The organism is Maribacter ulvicola (assembly GCF_900155985.1).
GTDB classification, from domain to species: domain Bacteria; phylum Bacteroidota; class Bacteroidia; order Flavobacteriales; family Flavobacteriaceae; genus Maribacter; species Maribacter ulvicola.
In genome coordinates this window covers 128,582-146,666 of sequence record NZ_FTMA01000007.1, presented here as the reverse complement: position 1 = coordinate 146,666, position 18,085 = coordinate 128,582, and the positions used below count along the sequence as shown (strand labels likewise).

The 18,085-nt window shown below is 33.4% G+C and carries 17 protein-coding genes; 10 read left to right on the top strand and 7 right to left on the bottom strand.

From position 1 onward, the window contains the following. Positions 1-67 precede the first annotated feature (67 nt). Complete coding sequence (locus tag BW936_RS15965) at positions 68-736, bottom strand: hypothetical protein (protein ID WP_076550073.1); 669 nt, start codon at positions 734-736, stop codon at positions 68-70. 104 nt (positions 737-840) lie between these two features. On the opposite strand from BW936_RS15965, the gene BW936_RS15960 reads away from it, so the two are divergent. Together BW936_RS15960 and BW936_RS15955 are read left to right on the top strand one after the other, a co-directional pair. After that, positions 841-1,743, top strand: coding sequence for a helix-turn-helix domain-containing protein (locus BW936_RS15960; protein WP_076550070.1), 903 nt, complete (start codon positions 841-843; stop codon positions 1,741-1,743). A gap of 346 nt (positions 1,744-2,089) precedes the next feature. Next, positions 2,090-2,701, top strand: coding sequence for a hypothetical protein (locus BW936_RS15955; protein ID WP_143744192.1), 612 nt, complete (start codon positions 2,090-2,092; stop codon positions 2,699-2,701). A 321-nt stretch (positions 2,702-3,022) separates the two neighbouring features. Here BW936_RS15955 and BW936_RS15950 read toward each other — a convergent pair whose 3' ends face one another. Continuing rightward, positions 3,023-3,784 carry a helix-turn-helix domain-containing protein gene (locus BW936_RS15950; protein WP_076550065.1) on the bottom strand — a complete coding sequence of 254 codons (762 nt, stop codon included), beginning with the start codon at positions 3,782-3,784 and terminating at the stop codon, positions 3,023-3,025. 45 nt (positions 3,785-3,829) lie between these two features. Continuing rightward, positions 3,830-4,972 (bottom strand): MFS transporter, encoded by a 1,143-nt coding sequence (locus tag BW936_RS15945; protein ID WP_076550062.1) that lies wholly within the window; start codon positions 4,970-4,972, stop codon positions 3,830-3,832. 881 nt (positions 4,973-5,853) lie between these two features. Between BW936_RS15945 and BW936_RS15940 the strand changes: the two genes are divergently transcribed. The 5 genes from BW936_RS15940 (at position 5,854) to BW936_RS15920 (ending at position 10,549) form a co-directional block, all read left to right on the top strand. Beyond that, positions 5,854-6,321, top strand: a complete 468-nt coding sequence (locus BW936_RS15940) for a hypothetical protein (RefSeq protein ID WP_076550060.1) — start codon at positions 5,854-5,856, stop codon at positions 6,319-6,321. Between the two features lie 292 nt (positions 6,322-6,613). Then, positions 6,614-7,444 carry a DUF5694 domain-containing protein gene (locus tag BW936_RS15935; RefSeq protein ID WP_076550058.1) on the top strand — a complete coding sequence of 277 codons (831 nt, stop codon included), beginning with the start codon at positions 6,614-6,616 and terminating at the stop codon, positions 7,442-7,444. 446 nt (positions 7,445-7,890) lie between these two features. Continuing rightward, positions 7,891-8,817, top strand: coding sequence for a TolB family protein (locus tag BW936_RS15930; RefSeq protein WP_076550195.1), 927 nt, complete (start codon positions 7,891-7,893; stop codon positions 8,815-8,817). A 347-nt stretch (positions 8,818-9,164) separates the two neighbouring features. Beyond that, entirely contained in the window at positions 9,165-9,980 is an 816-nt protein-coding gene (locus tag BW936_RS15925) for an AraC family transcriptional regulator (protein WP_076550055.1), read from the top strand. Between the two features lie 191 nt (positions 9,981-10,171). Next, positions 10,172-10,549, top strand: a complete 378-nt coding sequence (locus BW936_RS15920) for a VOC family protein (RefSeq protein WP_244156245.1) — start codon at positions 10,172-10,174, stop codon at positions 10,547-10,549. 66 nt (positions 10,550-10,615) lie between these two features. On the opposite strand, the gene BW936_RS15915 is transcribed toward BW936_RS15920, so the two are convergent. Further along, positions 10,616-11,455, bottom strand: coding sequence for a DUF4249 family protein (locus BW936_RS15915; RefSeq protein WP_076550192.1), 840 nt, complete (start codon positions 11,453-11,455; stop codon positions 10,616-10,618). A gap of 4 nt (positions 11,456-11,459) precedes the next feature. Continuing rightward, positions 11,460-13,868: a TonB-dependent receptor gene (locus BW936_RS15910; RefSeq protein ID WP_084182111.1), complete on the bottom strand. Its 2,409-nt coding sequence runs from the start codon at positions 13,866-13,868 to the stop codon at positions 11,460-11,462. 224 nt (positions 13,869-14,092) lie between these two features. On the opposite strand from BW936_RS15910, the gene BW936_RS15905 reads away from it, so the two are divergent. Genes BW936_RS15905 through BW936_RS15895 form a run of 3 tightly spaced genes read left to right on the top strand, consistent with a single transcriptional unit; the run spans position 14,093 to position 16,246 of the window. Continuing rightward, on the top strand, positions 14,093-14,635 hold the full coding sequence (locus BW936_RS15905; protein WP_076550049.1) for an RNA polymerase sigma factor: 543 nt from the start codon (positions 14,093-14,095) through the stop codon (positions 14,633-14,635). Further along, the gene (locus BW936_RS15900) at positions 14,635-15,174 is read left to right on the top strand and encodes a hypothetical protein (protein ID WP_076550047.1); all 540 of its coding nucleotides are present in this window, start codon (positions 14,635-14,637) and stop codon (positions 15,172-15,174) included. Before BW936_RS15905 ends, BW936_RS15900 begins: the two co-directional genes overlap by 1 nt. Further along, positions 15,158-16,246 (top strand): hypothetical protein, encoded by a 1,089-nt coding sequence (locus BW936_RS15895; RefSeq protein WP_143744191.1) that lies wholly within the window; start codon positions 15,158-15,160, stop codon positions 16,244-16,246. The genes BW936_RS15900 and BW936_RS15895 overlap by 17 nt, the downstream gene beginning before the upstream one ends. A gap of 31 nt (positions 16,247-16,277) precedes the next feature. Here the strand turns inward: BW936_RS15895 and BW936_RS15890 are convergent, their stop codons facing one another. Together BW936_RS15890 and BW936_RS15885 are read right to left on the bottom strand one after the other, a co-directional pair. After that, positions 16,278-17,291 (bottom strand): hypothetical protein, encoded by a 1,014-nt coding sequence (locus BW936_RS15890; RefSeq protein ID WP_076550041.1) that lies wholly within the window; start codon positions 17,289-17,291, stop codon positions 16,278-16,280. Positions 17,292-17,463: 172 nt separating this feature from the next. Next, complete coding sequence (locus BW936_RS15885) at positions 17,464-17,976, bottom strand: VOC family protein (RefSeq protein WP_076550040.1); 513 nt, start codon at positions 17,974-17,976, stop codon at positions 17,464-17,466. Between the last annotated feature and the right edge of the window lie 109 nt (positions 17,977-18,085).

Genomic DNA, 18,085 nt, shown 5'->3' with positions numbered 1-18,085 from the left:
TACAAGAGTTATTGAGGCAGTAGAAATGAGTGCGTACACAATTTTATTTATTTCCATACGTGTCATTTTATATGGTTATTCTTAAAAACCCTCCTACGTTCACATTACTTTGAGAATTCAAACCTTTACCCGCTTCTGAGAAGTTTACTGCGGGACCAACGATAAAGGACCCAAGCTGAGCACCTATCTTTAAATAGGCGTAGCTAAAATCGTGATTTCCATTTTCAGCCTTATATGAGGTTAATCCTTGAATACTTACAAAAGGATTAACTTTCTTATTTTTCATTGGGTGCCATTCAAGCAATACAAAAACTTCGCCAACACCATCTTTTTCCAATTCAATACTTGGTTGTATCACGACATCAAAATTTCGATTAAAAAAACTATATGCTCCAGCAATTAATGGCTTAAAGCCGCCATGAGCTTTTAAATTGGCACCAGTTCCTAAACTAAAATTCTGATTGATGTTATAAAAAAATATTGATTGAATGAGATAATTTTCTGGAGTTTCAGACTCATAGCTCAATTCGTACTCTGACAAATTGAAAAAAGTATATTGATTATTATTTCCAAATTGCTTACTAAAAATCATTTGATATAAACTTGACTGGTTGCCAACAGTAACTTGAATTGGAACAGGAGTCGAATGCAGTGATTGATTTTCTTCTGCTTGCTGTGAATAAAGGTTTATTGATACTCCAAAACACACTAAAAATATTATAACTACTTTGTTCATTTTTATTGTTTAAAATATTACAATGCAAAATTACAAGGCTTTTAGATGTGTTTTAATGTTATAAATTAGGTTAAAACTGTAAATAATTAGGTAATTTTGATGTAATGCAGCATACAACACCCGAAATAGAAAACATTAAAGAATTGCTGCAACATATGCATTTGGATGTTTACCAAAAGCATGAGGATTTCCATATCTTAAAATTCGAGAAGCATCTACATGAGATACCAAAAAAATTAAGCTTTAAATCAAAAGGATTCTTTGAAATAACATTTTCCAAATCTAAAAGAACACATATAGATATAGATAGAAAAAAAATAGAACTGGATAAGGAGCATCTTCTTTTTTTATCACCAGGGCAAACTATGAATGTGGATTCTACTGAAGAAACTGAAGTGGATGACACATTTATAATTTTATTCACTTCTAAATTTTTAGATTTTTCTCCTTCTGAGTATCATATAATCAAGCGTTTTCCATTTTTCAATATGACTATCTTTTCTGTTTACTACACAAGAAAAGAAGTTAGCAAAATGTACCTTGATTACATGGAGAGGATTTATAATGAATTTCAAAATATAAATTCCGATTCTATTGAAATTATTAAGTCGTTACTAACTATGGTATTGTTCGAAACCAAAAGAAAATTAAATGAGCACTTAAATATTAGTCCACTAAACAATTCAAGAAAAGCAGAGATTACTTATAAATTTGAAAATCTGATTAAACACTCTGAACAAAAAAACCAAAAGATTAGTTTTTATGCTAAACAACTTCACATTAGTCCTGTTTACCTTTCGGAATGCATAAAAGCAACCACAGGTAAAACAGCTAAAAGTATTTTAACCGATTACATCTTGTTGGAAGCCAAAACTCATTTGAAAAATACTTCAAAAACCATTGATACAATAGCTTTTGAATTGGGGTTTAATGATACCTCTAACTTTATTAATTATTACAAAAAGAATACTTCACTTACCCCAAATCAAGAAAGAAAAAAAATATAACTACTGCCAATTAAGTGGATGGCTCCGCCATTGAATGACGGACTTCCCAAGGATACAATGCAATGAGCTTGCCCAAGTGTGCTTGTTTACCCAAGTAAATACGCCGCTCTATATGGTTCCTTTACGTAAGAACCGAGTTTTGTAATCTCGCTTTCATTATATGTAACCTTGCGGCTACCGCTCATGCGACTTACTAATGGTACTAGGCGTTACCCCTGCCCATAAGGGACTTGCACCCTCTAAATAAATCATTATATTGCTAAAAGGAAAAGAGACCCCTACGGGGCATACACAACCTTTAAACAATACAGGCTTAAGGTTTCATCGCCAAAATCGGTATATATTTATGAAGTCGCGAAATCTTATGGATTTCGCTTTGGACAAGAAAAAAATAAAACCAAAAGATTTTGCTTTGAGCGAGGTGGAAAGCAAACGCTATTTTACTTCCGTACTGCTCACATCTAAACCGCTAATTGCCAAACTATTAATAATTATGAATCGACTAGATAATTTAAATTTACCAAAAATATTTTCTTTAATTTGGTATGATAAAGCACCAGATATAATTGGTTCTAAATTTGGTTCTCCAAGAAAAATGTATGAAATTCTTTCTGAGCATCCAGATGGGTTTTGTAAATCAGATCAACTGGTTCCTCTTTGGGAAAATAATGGGCATGAATTGACTGGGTATCTTGAAAATGAAAACCTATACATTTCGTGGGCATATGAAGATGGACCAAATGACTATGAAGTACTCTCAAACTCATACAAAGGGTTGCTTGGTCACATTTTTAGATCATTTCTCTATAGTAAGAGTGAGGCTGAATTAAAGGAGTTGGGACAATTATTTGAACTTCAAGATATAGAAGGTCTTATTGATTTTAGAAATAATAATGAAAAATGGGAAGATGAAATTGTGAGCTTTCTAGAGTCTGGATATCAGAAAGAAGAAAAATAAATCTCTATGTCTAAAAGTCTAGTTGGTTTATAAGAGATAAAAGCACTTAATCGAGTAGACGGCCGTTAGCGTTAAAGCCCACGGTGCAGCTCTCACATCACCGTACGTACGGGTCTCGTATACGGCAATTCATAAATCATTAAACCAAGGCTCTTTCCTCCGTTGGCACCATCTTCTAATTTAGGCATAGGCTACAACGTGTGCTCCTATGCGAATTTTAAAGAGAATTACTTTCGGTTCTTCTCTAATTGTAATAGCTCTAGGGTATAAAACCATTAGCAACTATTTTGACAAAAAGCTGAACTTAATAATTTATTGAAACTAGTTTTGAGTCTTGAAACCGGATGGGCTGATACCTGTCTTTTTCTTGAAAAACCTAGAAAAACTACTTAAGGAATCAAACCCTAAACAGTATGCCAATTCTTTTGTGGTAATGTCTCCTTTTACAAGCATACGTTTAGATTCTGTAATTTGGCGTTGCTGAATAATTTGTTTTGCAGTGAGGCTTAGTTTTTCTTTTAAAATTTGGTTCAATCGCTTACTACTTATCCCTATTTGCTTGGCATAATAATCGGTACTTGTTTCTTTTATAAAATTAGTTTCCATTAATTCTAAAAATTGAAATACTCTTTTTTGATTCAAATCTTGCTCTAATAATTCATCGCTTTGAAAACGAATTAAATGAAGCAACAACAGTTTAAGCAGCGTTTTAAGCATAATATATGAAGCTTTTTCATGGAAAAACTCATCTTTAAGCAAACTAATAAGCTGCTGTATTTTATTAGTTTGATGGGTTTTACGAATATGAAATTCTGGATATTTATTAAATATAGACAGCACATCTAAAGCATATTCAATATCGTCTTCATCAATAAGGTCACGTTCAAAATTTATTAAAACTCCTATATTTTCATGGAATACCTTACACTTAAAATCTTCGTTTAAAGGCTTAAAATGAACAATGAGTAAGGCTTCTGAATGATACTCAAAGTAGATTCCCATAGAGTTAACTGAAAGCATTTTAGGGCTATCACCAAACTTATGAATAATTTGAATTTTAGTATTCCAATCCGGTTTGTTCATTTACATTTAAAGTCTTGTTCAAATGTAAGTAGAAATTTATCAAATTTAATTTTTAGCAAACTTTCGAAACAACCCTAAAAAGACGCTAGCAATTACCAATGCCAAAACAGCAGAAACACCATATACAACCGCGTAATTATTAGAAATATATTCAATAAAAGTAGATAAAAACTGTCCACCAAAAACACCCATAGAATACAATCCTAAATTTTTACCTTGATTCTGTAAAGTACTGGCTTCAATCGTCATATGGTTTAATAAAGGAATAGTAAAGCCAAAACCAATTCCTGTAAATATAGCCACTAATACTAAAAATGGAACACTCCCGGCAAGTGCTAAAACCAAATAGCCAAGCATAAAAAACAGAAAACCAAGTGCGACCGTTTTACCATCGCTTAGTGTTTTAACGACTTTAGGCATTTGACTTGCGGTAATAATTGCTATAACAGAAATAGAAGCCATGAAATAACCTGTTTGCGATTCGCTAAAACCAAACGTTTCTGGCAGATATAAGGGTAACGTAACAAAGCCCACAAAGAACAACATCATAGAAAATAAGGAGGCATAAAAAATAAGTTGAACCTTAAATTTACTATTAGTTTTTTGCTTTGAGATATTGCCCTCTTCTTGTGTTTTAGGCTCTGGTTTAGGCAAGGTTTTTAAAACCAATACTAAACATAGTAAGGCAACAAGGTAAATGTAAAAAGGAAACTGCCAGTTCATTTCTCCTAAAATACCGCCAATAGCGAGAAAAACAACGCCACCCATTTCAATGGCCATCCCTTGCCAGGCAATCATTTTCATTCTTGCTTCACCTGTAAAAAATTCTGCAATATATATGGTGACAGATACTTGAATGGCAACCGTGGCTGCACCTAGTAAAAACCGGTCTGCGATCAACAAATAATCATTAGCTATAAATGCACCTACAATACCTAATATGGAATAGGGAACCAAACCTAAAAGTAATAATTTGAGCGGTCCTAACTTGTTTACTAAACGCCCAATTATTGGGGCGAATACCACAACACCAAGAGAAGGAAGCGTTATTAACCAACTTGGTGCAAAGCCAAAATCTAAATGTTTTACAATTCCTGAAAGTGATGGTGCAATTACCGTACCCACCATTATGGTTAAACTGCTCACAAATAGCAAGGTGAAAATTCCGAAGTTTGATATTTTATTCATACTGCAAAATTGAAACTATTCTGCCACTAGGACTTTACCTGTTTTCTAAATAAGTATGCAAAAATGGAAATTTGAAATAAAAACTGCTTACAATGGAATAAATGGCTCCGCCGTCAAATGACGGAGTGCACCCCGCTCACCACCGTACATACGGGTCTCGCACGCCTGACTGGAACCGACAGATATTTGGCGGTTCGTAATCCTTCCTTTCAATTGCTCTTTACACCTATTGGAACATTCCATACGCGTATGAATAGGCAATGGATTTACTTGAGAATAGGTCACCCTATTAACAACATCAATGCTCCCATTTTAATTTTCAGAAGGACTGCGTTCCATCCTACTCCACGGGTGAGTCCTATACAGCTTTCCGTAACTCCTGTTCTGCCAGATTTACTGCTTTCACATTTACCTAATAGTGTTTTAAAATACCAAATGATGCAATGCACTGAGTTTGCCGAAGTGAACTTGTTTATCCAAGTAAATATGCCTCTCTATATGGTTCTTGTGCGTAAGTGCCGTGTTTTGTAGTCTCGCTTCCAATAGATGGTACCTTGCGGTTACCTCCTTTGCAACTTACTAATATATCTAGACCTTACCCCTGCCCATTAGGGACGTGCAACCTCTTGATTAATTATTTACTTTGCAACAAACAAAAGCATGCCTATGCTGGGCACTCATAATACCTATAAACAATATGGGTTTAGGGTTTAAACGAATGGTTTGTGTATATTTATGAAGTCCGAAAAATCTTTGGGATTTTGCTTTGGATAGATAAAATAATTCAAAACCAAAAGATTTCGCTATGTGCTTGGCGGAAATCAGATACTACTTTACTCTCATACTGTGCATAGGTCTAACCGTGAGGAAACATTGGAAAAATGAATATACTTGATATATTACTTGGTAAAAAAAAGACTATAAATCATCCCATATTAGGAGACTTAACTAGTCAACGGATAAAAGGGAATAACAAAACCAAAACTTATTCCTGGTATGGGGAAATTAAACTTGACAAAAAACATGAAAAAACTTCTCTGTTTTTGGATGGTAATAATTCTGAACCTAATTCAGCACAAATTAATGGTATTGTTGAGTTGATGAATGGATGGGAGACTAAACATATCCAAACTATTGAACATAAAATACGATCAAAAAAATTAAACTTAAACAATAATTATAATAATTGGAAAAGCGAATTTTATGTAGGAATGATCTCTCCCATATATTCAAATCATAAAAAATTAGAATTTGAGGTAACTCTAGAACCCATAAACAACCAACAAGAAGGTTTCCTTAGTATTACTTATAAAGACAATGAAATAACAGAACTGGAATCTCTTGAATAAAAAACGTATGCCAAACCGGTGGATGTCTCCGCCATCAAACTACGGAGTGCCCCCTCCCACAACCATAGTGGCTCACCAGATCAAAGCCTGTTTTCTATCTCCGTAGTCAACTTACGGTTACCACCCTTGCAACTTACTAGTGGTTGAAGGCTTTCCTCCTATCCATAAAGGACTTATACCGTCTAAATAAATTCTTATATTGCTAAAAGGTAAAATACCCATATCTGGGTACGCACATCATGTATAATTAATTGTTTTTTAGACTTACTTACGTAACAAACATCGCCAATAAATGAAAAGAATAATTTTTGGACTAATAATCTGCTTAATTTTTTCTTGTAAATCAGAAGTTAACGAATCTTTAGATCACATAAAAACAACAGACATTCTTGAAAGAAATGACTCAAATAAAATTCGAGTATTGAATTTTGGAACTGCACATTTAAGCCATACTTCAGATGCGAACTCTTCAATGATAAATTTAAAGGACCCAAAAGAACTGGAGGATTTAAAAAAAATGGTCAAAAAAATAGCCGAGTTCAGACCAACAGTAATTTTACTTGAATTAGAACCCAAAAACAATCAATATATAAAGGAAACTTATGAAAAATATAAAGTTGACCAAACCCATAGACTTAATTATTCTGATGAACTAAATTCAATTGGACTTGAAGTTGGTAGACTAAGTAAAACGGAAAGAATTTATGGCATAGATAGCCAGATTGGTTTTGACTATCCAAGTTTAATAGAATTAGCAAATCAAAACAAAACTGACAGTTTATTTGTTACAAAAATGATGGGCTATTATAAAAAGCTTAATAGTCTTAAGCTAAAAGAACAATTTATAGAAATGAATACCAAACAATCAAAAATGAAAACTTTTAATTTTTATAATTTTTTGGCAACTCAACATTCTGAAAACAATTATGAAGGAGCAAAAGTAATTTCAGAATTTTATGAAAGAAATCTAAGGATGTACTCTAATCTTAATGATTTGCAATTAACCAAAAATGACAGAATATTTATTTTGGCAGGTGCTACACATACAGCCTACTTAGATATTTTCATTGGGAATAGCGATAAATTTCAACTGGAAAATCCAGCTATTTATACAAACTTTTAAGCATAGTATGAATATGCAGTGGAATAAGCGACCGTGAACGCTAAAACCCACGTTGCACCTCTTACGCCACCGTAGGTACAGGTTTGGTATAAGTGGTTCATTATATGAGAACATATAGTGGACTATACAAAAAGGTAAGAGCCTTACTTTAAAAAATACCTGACTTTAACAATAATGCAAAATTCATAAAACAACACAGAATAGCTCCTATAGAAAGTAATTATATTTTTGGGCGAATGTCACCGCTTCATTAATGGAAAAACATGTAAGTATTCAAAAAAGAAAAAACGGTATTTGCAGTATATATAATAGAAATTTATTTTTAGATTTCTATGGTAAAAGTCCCTTAGAAACGGGTAATAAGATTAAAAATTAATATGGTGTAAACCTTAATGTTTAGCATTTGTCCTAAAAAGTCGTTAAACAACAATCAAAAAAATGTAATTATGATAAAAACTTTTTTACTAAGCACGTTAATTTTAATTTCAAATGTATTGTCGGCTCAAAATGAAAATGACATTTTTCATTTTAATAAATTACTTGATCAATTCTATAATGTTCGGGATTTTTGTATTTCAAACAATGGAGATGAAGCTTTTTTCACCATACAAAGCCCTAATGGTAAAATTTCCCAATTAGCGACCATTAGGAAAGAAAATAGTCAATGGTTAGCGCCAGAATTATTGACATTTTCTGACTCATATATGTACTTAGAACCTTTTTTATCAAAGGATGGAAATCGATTATATTTTGTTTCCGATAGGCCTTTGGACGATTCACTTGATAAAAAAAAGGATTTTGATATTTGGTACATTGATAGAGATAATAAAAATGAAAAATGGTCTGAATGTAAAAATATAGGAAAACCCATTAATTCAGATTTAGACGAATTTTACCCCACTATTAGTGATAACAATAACCTATATTTTACAATGGACGCTCCAGGTGGTTTTGGAAAAGATGATATTTATTTTTGTAAATGGGAAGATGGAAAGTACTTAGCCCCTGTTCTTTTAGGTGAAAATATAAATAGTGATGGGTATGAATTTAATGCATTTATTTCCAAGAAAGAGGACTTTATACTGTACACAAAGTATGCACAGGAAGATGGTCAAGGAAGTGGTGATTTATATATTTCAAAAAAAGATTTAAACGGAGAATGGGGAAAATCAACAAATTTAGGCACACCTGTAAACACCAAATTTATGGAATACTGCCCCTTCTATGATGAGAAAAATCAAATATTATATTTTACAAGTAAGAGGCAAAATATTACACCTAAAAAGTTTAAAAGTATATCAGATTTCAAAAAATATATTCGAGAAAACAAAAACGGACTGAGCAAAATTTATAGAACCTCTATAAAATTATAAGGAAAACCATTTTTTAAAAAAAGGCAGAAAATAAATATAGTTTAAGAGTAGTCCTAAAACAGCTTACCCTTGCATTTTGTTACTGCTAGCCATGCGCTTTTAATATGGTCTTTGTTGATCAGAGCGTACTTATATAGCTTTGGTAATGCCCATATCTGCTTTATTTTGGTAAGTTTCATTTGAATAAAACGTTTGATAAATAATGGGTATACTACTGAAACTAGTACTTTATACTTATAAAGAATATTGAAAGTCTCTAATGATAAAATCTGCTAATTTCCGTAACTAACAGTGAACTTTGCCTTAGTTTTCCATTATAAAACCGTTATACCCTCATTAATTAACCAATGAACTACCAAACATTTCTTCCACATTCAGATTTAGAGTCTCTTGTAAGTTGTTATTGGACTTTGGAAATTCCTAAAAAGGCTAGTTCAGAAAAACAGCGAATTATACCTGATGGCTGCATTGAAATGGCTTTTATTCTTGGAGATGATATAAAGCGCTATACTTCTCAAGATAAATTTATACTGCAACCACGTGCCATGGTACTTGGGCAAACTATTGAACCGTTTTTTATAGAACCCACAGGTTATGTAAACACATTTGCAATTAGGTTTTACCCTTATGGTTTTGCCAATTTTGTTACTATGCCTATTAAAGATTTGGTAAATAAAGAAACACCGCTACAGTTCTTGTTCGAAAAAAATAGTGCAAAAGAATTGGAACAAAACATAATAAAAGCAAAAGACAGTAGACAACGAATAGAAATCATGGAAAACTTTCTTTTACAGAAACTGAAAGATAAATCTACCATTGATGTTATCGTAAAACAGACTGTTGATGCGCTGTTTTCATCTAATGGATCTAATTCCATAACTACAATTCTTAAAGAAAATTTATCTAAAAGAAGACAATTAGAAAGAAACTTTAAAAAGCAAATTGGTGTTAGTCCAAAACAATTAGGTAAAGTAATACGGCTCCAAACTGCATTAAAACTGTTGTTGAACAAAAAAAGAGATAACCTTACCAAGGTTGCCTACGAAAGTCAATATTTTGACCAGGCCCATTTTACTAAAGATTTTAAAGAATTTACGGGAATAAACCCAAAGGAATTTTTAGGGAATGAAAATATGGCACTTTCATCACTTTTCTACAAATAATTAGCGTGTCGCATTTATACAATTTTATACCTAGTTAATACTTCATCTTTGTTCTTTATATATCAACAGAACACATGAAAAAAATAATGCTATACTTAACGGTTTTATTTTTCTTCTGCATTTTAAACTGTAAAAATCAAGATCACACCAATAGTAAGGATACACTATTAAATTTAAATAACACACAAAACATGAACCATATGAAAAGTTTTATTTCAATTTTTGAAATTCCAGCAACTAACATTTCAAGAGCAATCAAATTTTACCAAGCAATTTTGAACATTCAAATAGAAAAAGTGAAATTCCCAGAGATGCAATTAGGTGTATTTCCATATAAAGACCAAATGATAACGGGTGTTATCATGAAAGCTGAAGGGTATATACCTTCAGCAAAAGGAGTAACTATTTATCTCAATGGAGGTGACAATCTTCAAACGATTCTTGATAAGGTGTCGCAGAATGGTGGAAAGATAATGGTCCCAAAATCACTCCATGCAGATGAAAGTGGGTATTACGCTATATTTTTGGACTCAGAAGGGAATAAAATGGGACTGCATTCTCCACATTAAAATATAAAAAAGCCAAGACCAAATAAACTTCAGGACTTGGCTTTTTTATAAAACCTTTAAAACCCGCTACTCTACCGTATAGGTTACTGAATTCTTCTGAGTAACCCTAAAATACCCATAAGCGTAATTATCTGCATTTGTTGTATTAATACAATTTCCTTTTACGTCTACCGGTGTAGCTGAAAAAATACCCACTCCACCCATTTGATCAATAACAATATCCATATAATTATAGTATGGTCTAGAAATACTGTGCATGGTAATATTAACCACATCGCCCGGTGCCAAAGCTTTTATATCAGAATCTTCATCATCATCAATTTCATAACTTCTATCTACCTCGTTCCCATTAATGAAATCATCATCAATTACATCAAATGAGGGTAAAAGATCTTGTGCCCTTTTATACTTAAAAAGATAACTATCACCTTCTTCTTCAAAATCATTGAAAACAACATGTACCTCAATGATTTCATCATCAAAACCATCTTCTGTATCTTGGTACACCTGGGTAATATCAGGTACCGCGTTCATGGTATCTTGGGCGATATAGCGTTGCCCATCATAGATAATCTCTAAGGTATAGGTTACTTCTACTTGCGGCTCAAAGGTACTTGTGGTATATGTACCATTATTTTGATCGATAAAAAGGTATACTTCTCCTGTAGTATCGTTGGTAACCTTAACTTCTGCACCGATAACAGCTGTATTCTGAGTGTTAAAAAATGGCGTAGAAGTACGTAAAGTAATACTCTGATCATTACCGGTAGTTCCTTTTTCCCAATCTAATGACGCTTCTACTACCAAACGAATAGTATCTGTCTGTACATCAACATCGATAACATCTTCGCAACTTATTATGGTTATGGCAAATACCCCTAAAAATAGTTTTATATAGTTTTTCATCAAATTAAAATTTAAAGTTATAGGTGATAGATGGTACAATACCGAATATAGCGGTTCTGGTAGCTTCATTTGCTCCGGTTTCTATATTTTGACCAAATGAAACAGATGCTGCGTTTTTACGGTTATAGGCATTATAAATTCCTAGTACCCACTCCCCTTTTAATTTAGCATCGGGCTTTTTGTTGGGTTTGTAATTCACTGATACATCTAAACGGTGATATGCCGGCAATCTATCAGAATTTCTATCGGAATAACTGGCTATGGAAATCCCCTCATACTCATACTGACCATTGGGGTAGGTAACCGGTCTACCGGTCTGGAAAACTAGATTGGTTCCAAAGCTCCATTTTTCATTTAATTTATAAGAACCTGAAATTGAAACATCATGCGTTCTATCATACGGAGTATTGTACCATTCACCATCGTTAATCCCTAGTCCCCCTGCAGTACCTCCCGGAGTTCTTTGTTCGGATTTAGAAAGGGTATAAGAAATCCACCCTGTAAATTTCCCTTCATTTTTACGAAATAAAAGCTCTAAACCGTATGCTCTAGATTCTCCTTTTAAAATTTCGGTTTCAATGTTATTTTGCCCAATTAAATCTGACCCATCTATATAATCTATTCTGTTATCTGTATTCTTGAAATAGATTTCTGCCTCTATGGAATAGGCTTTGTTCTTAAAGTTGCGAAAATACCCCAATGCATATTGATTAGATAATTGTGGATCAATAAACTCTCCGCTAGGTGCCCATACATCTAAAGGTGTGGCAGATGAGGTATTCGATAATAGGTGAATGTATTGCGCTACCCTAGAGAACCCGGCTTTAAAAGAAGCGTTGTCATTTATGGAATACGCTAAAGAAGCCCTAGGCTCTAGATTTCCAAAGGTTTTAATGGCATCACCTTTATCATAGACCGTTTGTCCCACTTGGGTTCCACGTTCGTATATACCAAGGTCTGTATTGTAGACTACCGGCTGGTCATTGGCATATGTTGCCAATGGCTGACCGCCAAGTCTAGAAAAAGCGCTGTAACGTAATCCATACTGGGCGGTTAGTTTTTGGGTCAGTTTATGTTCGGCATCTATGTATACTCCCGTTTCCAGTGCTTTCTTTTCATCTAACAATCTAGGGTTCACAGATGATGTTTCTGTGGTTGGTTTAATTTCTCCGGGATCAAATTCATACCGAATACCACTTGCGCCAAAATCTAATTTAAATATATCACTGAGGTAATACTTAAAATCATATTTTAGATTGTAATTAGTGATAGCAGAGATCCAATCAAACTCTGCCGAAGTAATACCTAGTTCATAATCGTACTTACTATACACAGCAGAAAGATTAGAAAAGAGCTTGTCGTTAAAAATATGGTTCCAACGTAGATTAGCGGTTGAGTTTCCATAAGAACTGCTAAAATTCTCTCCCAATTCAAAAGCATCCCTACCAAAATATCCTGAAAGATAAAGTCTATTGTTAGAATTTATTTTATAATTCGTTTTTAAGTTTAAATCATAAAAACTAACACTGTTATCTTCCCCTGCGGCTTTTAATAAAAGATCGGCATATGAGCGTCTACCAGCAATTAAAAAAGACCCTTTATCATTGAATAATGGGGCTTCAATAGCCAAACGGCTAGAAATTATACCAATACCACCAGTGGCGGCAAATCGTTTACTGTTACCATCTTTCTGCCGTACATCTAACACTGAAGAAACACGACCGCCATATCTGGCAGGTATACCGCCTTTGTACAGTTTTACATCTTTGATGGCATCTGCATTGAAGACTGAGAAAAAACCGAACATATGTGATGTATTGTAAATAATGGCCTCATCTAATAACACCAGATTTTGATCTCCGGCACCACCTCTAACATGAAAGCCACCTGTACCCTCACCATTATTGGTAACACCGGGAAGCATTTGTAAAGATTTAAGTATATCTACTTCGCCCAAAACCACGGGCATTTGTTTAACAGTTTCAATGTTCATTTTAAGAACACTCATTTCTGGTTTACGTAATACGGCAATTTCAGACTCCTGTGCCGTAACTTCTACTTCATCTAATTTTGTGGAAGTTTCAGAAATTTCAAAATTGAAATTCTGATTTCTAATGAGGTTTACTTCCTGTTTAATATCTGCATAACCTATATAACTAATAAGTAAACGGTACTTCCCTTCTGGGGCAGTAATAGAATAAAATCCGTATTCATTGGTAACAACCCCAATGGTTGTTCCTTCTAAGAATACAGATGCGCCAAAAAGAGTTTCTCCATTTGCTATATCGGTAATTTTACCACTTATGGTGTAGTTTTCCTGAGCCATAATTTGAGCATAGGCAAGTAGCAAAACAATAATGCTCATGGCTTTCTGCCAACTATAACTTATTTTCTGTTTTCGTTTTTGTATCATATCTTATTTTAATTGATTGATGAACACCCTAATTGACAACATAATTTTAAAAAAGTTGCATTAAAAAGCAATTTTAAGAAAATGCTAACAGTGTAGCGCAATAATCACACTATCTTAATACCCCTACTTTTAGTGTTTAATTTGGTTGAAATGCAACTATCATTATTTTTTATTGTCTTTATAAAAGAAACCAAGTTTAGCACACCATCAACGGTATAAATTCATTGGAAACCGAAATTCGTTTTACACATCGATCTCTTGTTGAACGCAGCAAGTCTGGCGATAGAACCGCACAGTATCAACTGTACGAGCTCTACGTAGATGCAATGTATAATGTAAGTATGCGCTTTTTAGGTATAAAGGAAGATGCCGAAGATATTGTGCAAGATAGTTTTGTAGATGCATTTAAAAATCTAGAAAAATTTAAATATGAATCAACTTTCGGATCGTGGTTAAAGCGCATTGTCATTAATAAAAGTATCAACCATTTAAAAGTTAAACGCATACCACTTACTACAATAGATAATCATGAATACCACCTAACGGACGAGGTGGAGTATGAAAAAGTCGATACTATAAATATGTTTAAAGTGAAATCCGGAATTGAAAAACTTCCGGTAGGCTATAGACAGATAATAAACCTTTACCTAATAGAAGGTTATGACCATAATGAAATAAGCGACGTATTGGGTATTACGATATCTACTTCAAAATCTCAATACCATAGGGCCAAAAAGAAACTAGTAGAAATTATAAACACATTATAATGGACCAATTTGAAAAATATATACGCGATAACAAGCAGGTATTCAATGACCACAAAGCAGACCGTGCAAAAATTTGGGCGCATATAGAACCACACTTACCAACAAATAAACCAAAAGTAATACCTCTTTGGAAATCGCCAATGATTGGTAAGGCCGCCAGTGTTTTAATTCTAATAGGTATAGCAACCATGGTGAACCTTACCTTCTTTGGTAATGGCAATTCCCAGACCAATGAGATATCACAAGAATTACAGGATATAGATATGCACTACAAAGGCTTGGTGACGTACCAAGTACAATTGGTAGAAAAAAACAAACAACTTTCTAAGGCAGATAAAGAAGAATTCCTATCCTTTATGGTAGAGCTAGATGAAGAATATAACGATTTGATACTTGAAATGCATAGTAGTCTTGACAACGAACAAGTTCTTGAAGCCATAGTATCTAATTACAGAAAGCGAATAGAACTCATTGAGAATTTGTTGCAGCAGCTAAACGAATCTAAAATAAAAGACGATCATTATGGATATATTTTGTAAAAAACTAAAGCTTTTCGCACTAGCGATGGTTGTTGGTTTTACAGCCATAGCACAAGAAAAAGTTTCTAAAAAAATTACCCGGAACTACCCGTTCAGTCCCTCGGGAGAATTACTTTTAGAAAATAAATATGGTAACATAAATATCTACGGCTGGGAGAAAGAAGAAGTTTCTATCACCGTAAATATTACAGTGACCGATAAGAAAAAGGAAAATGCAAATGAGTTGTTACAGCGCATAAGCCCTTTAATTACGCATAGTGATACACAATTAAACGTCAATTATGAAATAGCCGATAAAAACTTAGGATTCTTTTCTAACCTCTTTGAAAAAGCTAATCCGTTTGATTTTGACAGAGGTAATGTACGGATAGATTACAAAGTATATGTGCCAAAAAGACTTGCAATAAAAATCAACAATAAATTTGGCGATGTTTTTATGGAGGACTGGGTAGGAATACTAGTGGCAAATGTACAACATGGCGATATGTGGATGAACAACAACCTGAACAAGGCAGACATTACTATGAAATATGGGAAAATGAGAGCTAAAGGTATTAACAACGCCAACATAGTTATAAATAATGGCGGTTTAGATATGGCCTATGCAAATTCGTTACGTTTAAATAGCAGTGGTAGTAGCATTGACATTCAGCAAGTGGAATCTTTAGAATTTTATTCTAACAAAGATGAAGTCGATATTAAAGAAGTACGAATGTTATACGGTAACCTTAAATTTAGTAAACTACGCATACATCATTTACAAAAGGATATTGATTTAAATTTAAAGATATCAGATTTATGGGTTGAAAGTGTTCATAATGCCAATTCAAAAATAGATATAGCACAAGAATCATCTGAAATACGTATTAACGTATTAAATTTTCCACATCTTTTCTCGGCTACATTAGAAGAAGGCTTGGTTAGGTTACCAAAAGCTTTTCATGACGTTGATTCTAAAATGTTGGACAAGGGTAAAAAATTACGAGAAATTAAAGCTTATTATGGAAAAAATGGAAACGGAGAGATTTCAATTTCCGGTAAAAAGGGAGTCATTGTATTGAATGAATTATAAACAATGTCCACAACCTGAAAAGCTTTGTTCTTTAATATGTATATTCTCCTTGGGCATAGGCTGATAAAATACTACTATTAGGTGATTTACAGTTCTGTGGAAAATCATAAAAATAAATACAATTGGGCAATCCGTTTTTAAAAACAATACGAACAGAACCTTTGCTATTACCGCTAAATCCAGAAAAGCTATAACTGGCGCTTAATTCTACAGGCCTACCTTGCTTATCACGAGACGAAGTAGTTACACCAGAAATACTACCCGAGGTATATCTATTAAAAGACCATGTTTTAGCTTGGTCATACACCAAGTCATCTATTAGTTTAGCATAGTCTTGGTTACCGGTTGGCCCGCCAGATTTTTTCATGGTCGTATACTTACTTGCTTCATCCATTCGTATACCAGGCTTGTTCAGGGCAAACAATTTCAAGTTTTCTTCAAATCTTTGTAAACCCGGACTTTGACAAGTATTAAGTTTAAATATCTTGACCATATCATTTTTAAGTCCATTGGTTTTATGCATCATATCTACCGAATTTCCCATACTATTGGGATCGGTAATCATTTTCATCATGGTACCTAATCCTTTTGATCGTTGTATTTGATCGATCTCTCCATACGCCTCATACAATCCTGGTTTTGCGTAAAGTCCGCTACCTACCCAAACATACTTAATACACACCCTACTAACGACATCTCCCCATCCATTTCTTGTAACCTCTTCCGTAGCACATTCTTCATTCATAATTTCCACTTTGTTGCTAGGCAAAGCACCAGAACATTGTGCACCGTAAGCTCTTAAGTACTGGCTAAAAATCATTAGAAACTGCATGTCATCCCTTGCTATATCAAGCTCTTCAAAATGACCACGGAAAATATAATCGTAAAACTCGGCGTAATAGAGTCCGTCTGTATTTAGCTCCAATAGTTTGGTATTATTAGCAGTAGCTAATTTATTACCATTAGGAGTTTCAAGAAATGATGTAAAAAGTAGCCAGATTAGACCTAATAAAAATACTTTAACAATAGTAGCAGATGATTTCATAGTTTGGTGGCGATTTAAAATGAAACAGTCTGAGGAACAACTAAATATATAAAAAATAAGGCTAATTTTATGATGATATATGATTAAATATTGGTCGTTTAAATGTTAATTAAAAAAAGCGATAAGTTAACTTTATGCAACCAATCGCTTTTTTTAACATTAACTTTTTAAGCTATTCTGTATACGCACCAGAAGAATACGTTAATTCATAGCTGTGTGTATAGACTTCAAACACAATACCAAAAGGATCTTCTACATAACACATTTTATAAGGTTTGTCTTTAGGATAGTAAGAACGAATAGGCATACGTTGTTTACCTCCATGGTACACAATTTTAGCTACCAAATCTTCTATATTTGGATCTTGAATACAAAAATGAAATAATCCTGTGTTGAACGGATTGAATTCTGGTGCTTCTTTTACCCCGTTAGGAAAGGAAAATAATTCTACTCCAATTCCATCAGATGTAGCCATATGTGCAATTTCAAACTCTTCCCAATTATTGCCAAAGACATCAATACACATTAAACCTATTGCTGATTCTTTATCTTTTTTAATTTTAGAAGGTTTCATGATTACATACCATCCCATTACTTCTGAGTAAAATTCTACTGCTTTCTTTATATCTGGAACGGTTAAACCTATATGAGAAAATGATTTTGGGTATTCTTTTTTAGTATCCATAGTTCTAATTTTAATACAAAATAAATTTATATTTGCCTTATTGGCAATAACTTACCAAAAAGTACCATAGTAACCAAAAAGAGTAAATTAATGATTTACAGTAAGTTAT

Bases quoted from the DNA above. Each gene is read 5' to 3' on its own strand.
- BW936_RS15960 (WP_076550070.1), top strand. From the start codon at position 841: ATGCAGCATACAACACCCGAAATAGAAAACATTAAAGAATTGCTGCAA.
- BW936_RS15885 (WP_076550040.1), bottom strand. From the start codon at position 17,976: ATGGATACTAAAAAAGAATACCCAAAATCATTTTCTCATATAGGTTTA.
- BW936_RS15935 (WP_076550058.1), top strand. From the start codon at position 6,614: ATGAAAAGAATAATTTTTGGACTAATAATCTGCTTAATTTTTTCTTGT.
- BW936_RS15940 (WP_076550060.1), top strand. From the start codon at position 5,854: ATGAATATACTTGATATATTACTTGGTAAAAAAAAGACTATAAATCAT.
- BW936_RS15895 (WP_143744191.1), top strand. From the start codon at position 15,158: ATGGATATATTTTGTAAAAAACTAAAGCTTTTCGCACTAGCGATGGTT.
- BW936_RS15920 (WP_244156245.1), top strand. From the start codon at position 10,172: ATGAACCATATGAAAAGTTTTATTTCAATTTTTGAAATTCCAGCAACT.
- BW936_RS15915 (WP_076550192.1), bottom strand. From the start codon at position 11,455: ATGAAAAACTATATAAAACTATTTTTAGGGGTATTTGCCATAACCATA.
- BW936_RS15910 (WP_084182111.1), bottom strand. From the start codon at position 13,868: ATGATACAAAAACGAAAACAGAAAATAAGTTATAGTTGGCAGAAAGCC.
- BW936_RS15930 (WP_076550195.1), top strand. From the start codon at position 7,891: ATGATAAAAACTTTTTTACTAAGCACGTTAATTTTAATTTCAAATGTA.
- BW936_RS15945 (WP_076550062.1), bottom strand. From the start codon at position 4,972: ATGAATAAAATATCAAACTTCGGAATTTTCACCTTGCTATTTGTGAGC.
- BW936_RS15950 (WP_076550065.1), bottom strand. From the start codon at position 3,784: ATGAACAAACCGGATTGGAATACTAAAATTCAAATTATTCATAAGTTT.
- BW936_RS15925 (WP_076550055.1), top strand. From the start codon at position 9,165: ATGAACTACCAAACATTTCTTCCACATTCAGATTTAGAGTCTCTTGTA.
- BW936_RS15965 (WP_076550073.1), bottom strand. From the start codon at position 736: ATGAACAAAGTAGTTATAATATTTTTAGTGTGTTTTGGAGTATCAATA.
- BW936_RS15900 (WP_076550047.1), top strand. From the start codon at position 14,635: ATGGACCAATTTGAAAAATATATACGCGATAACAAGCAGGTATTCAAT.
- BW936_RS15890 (WP_076550041.1), bottom strand. From the start codon at position 17,291: ATGAAATCATCTGCTACTATTGTTAAAGTATTTTTATTAGGTCTAATC.
- BW936_RS15955 (WP_143744192.1), top strand. From the start codon at position 2,090: ATGAAGTCGCGAAATCTTATGGATTTCGCTTTGGACAAGAAAAAAATA.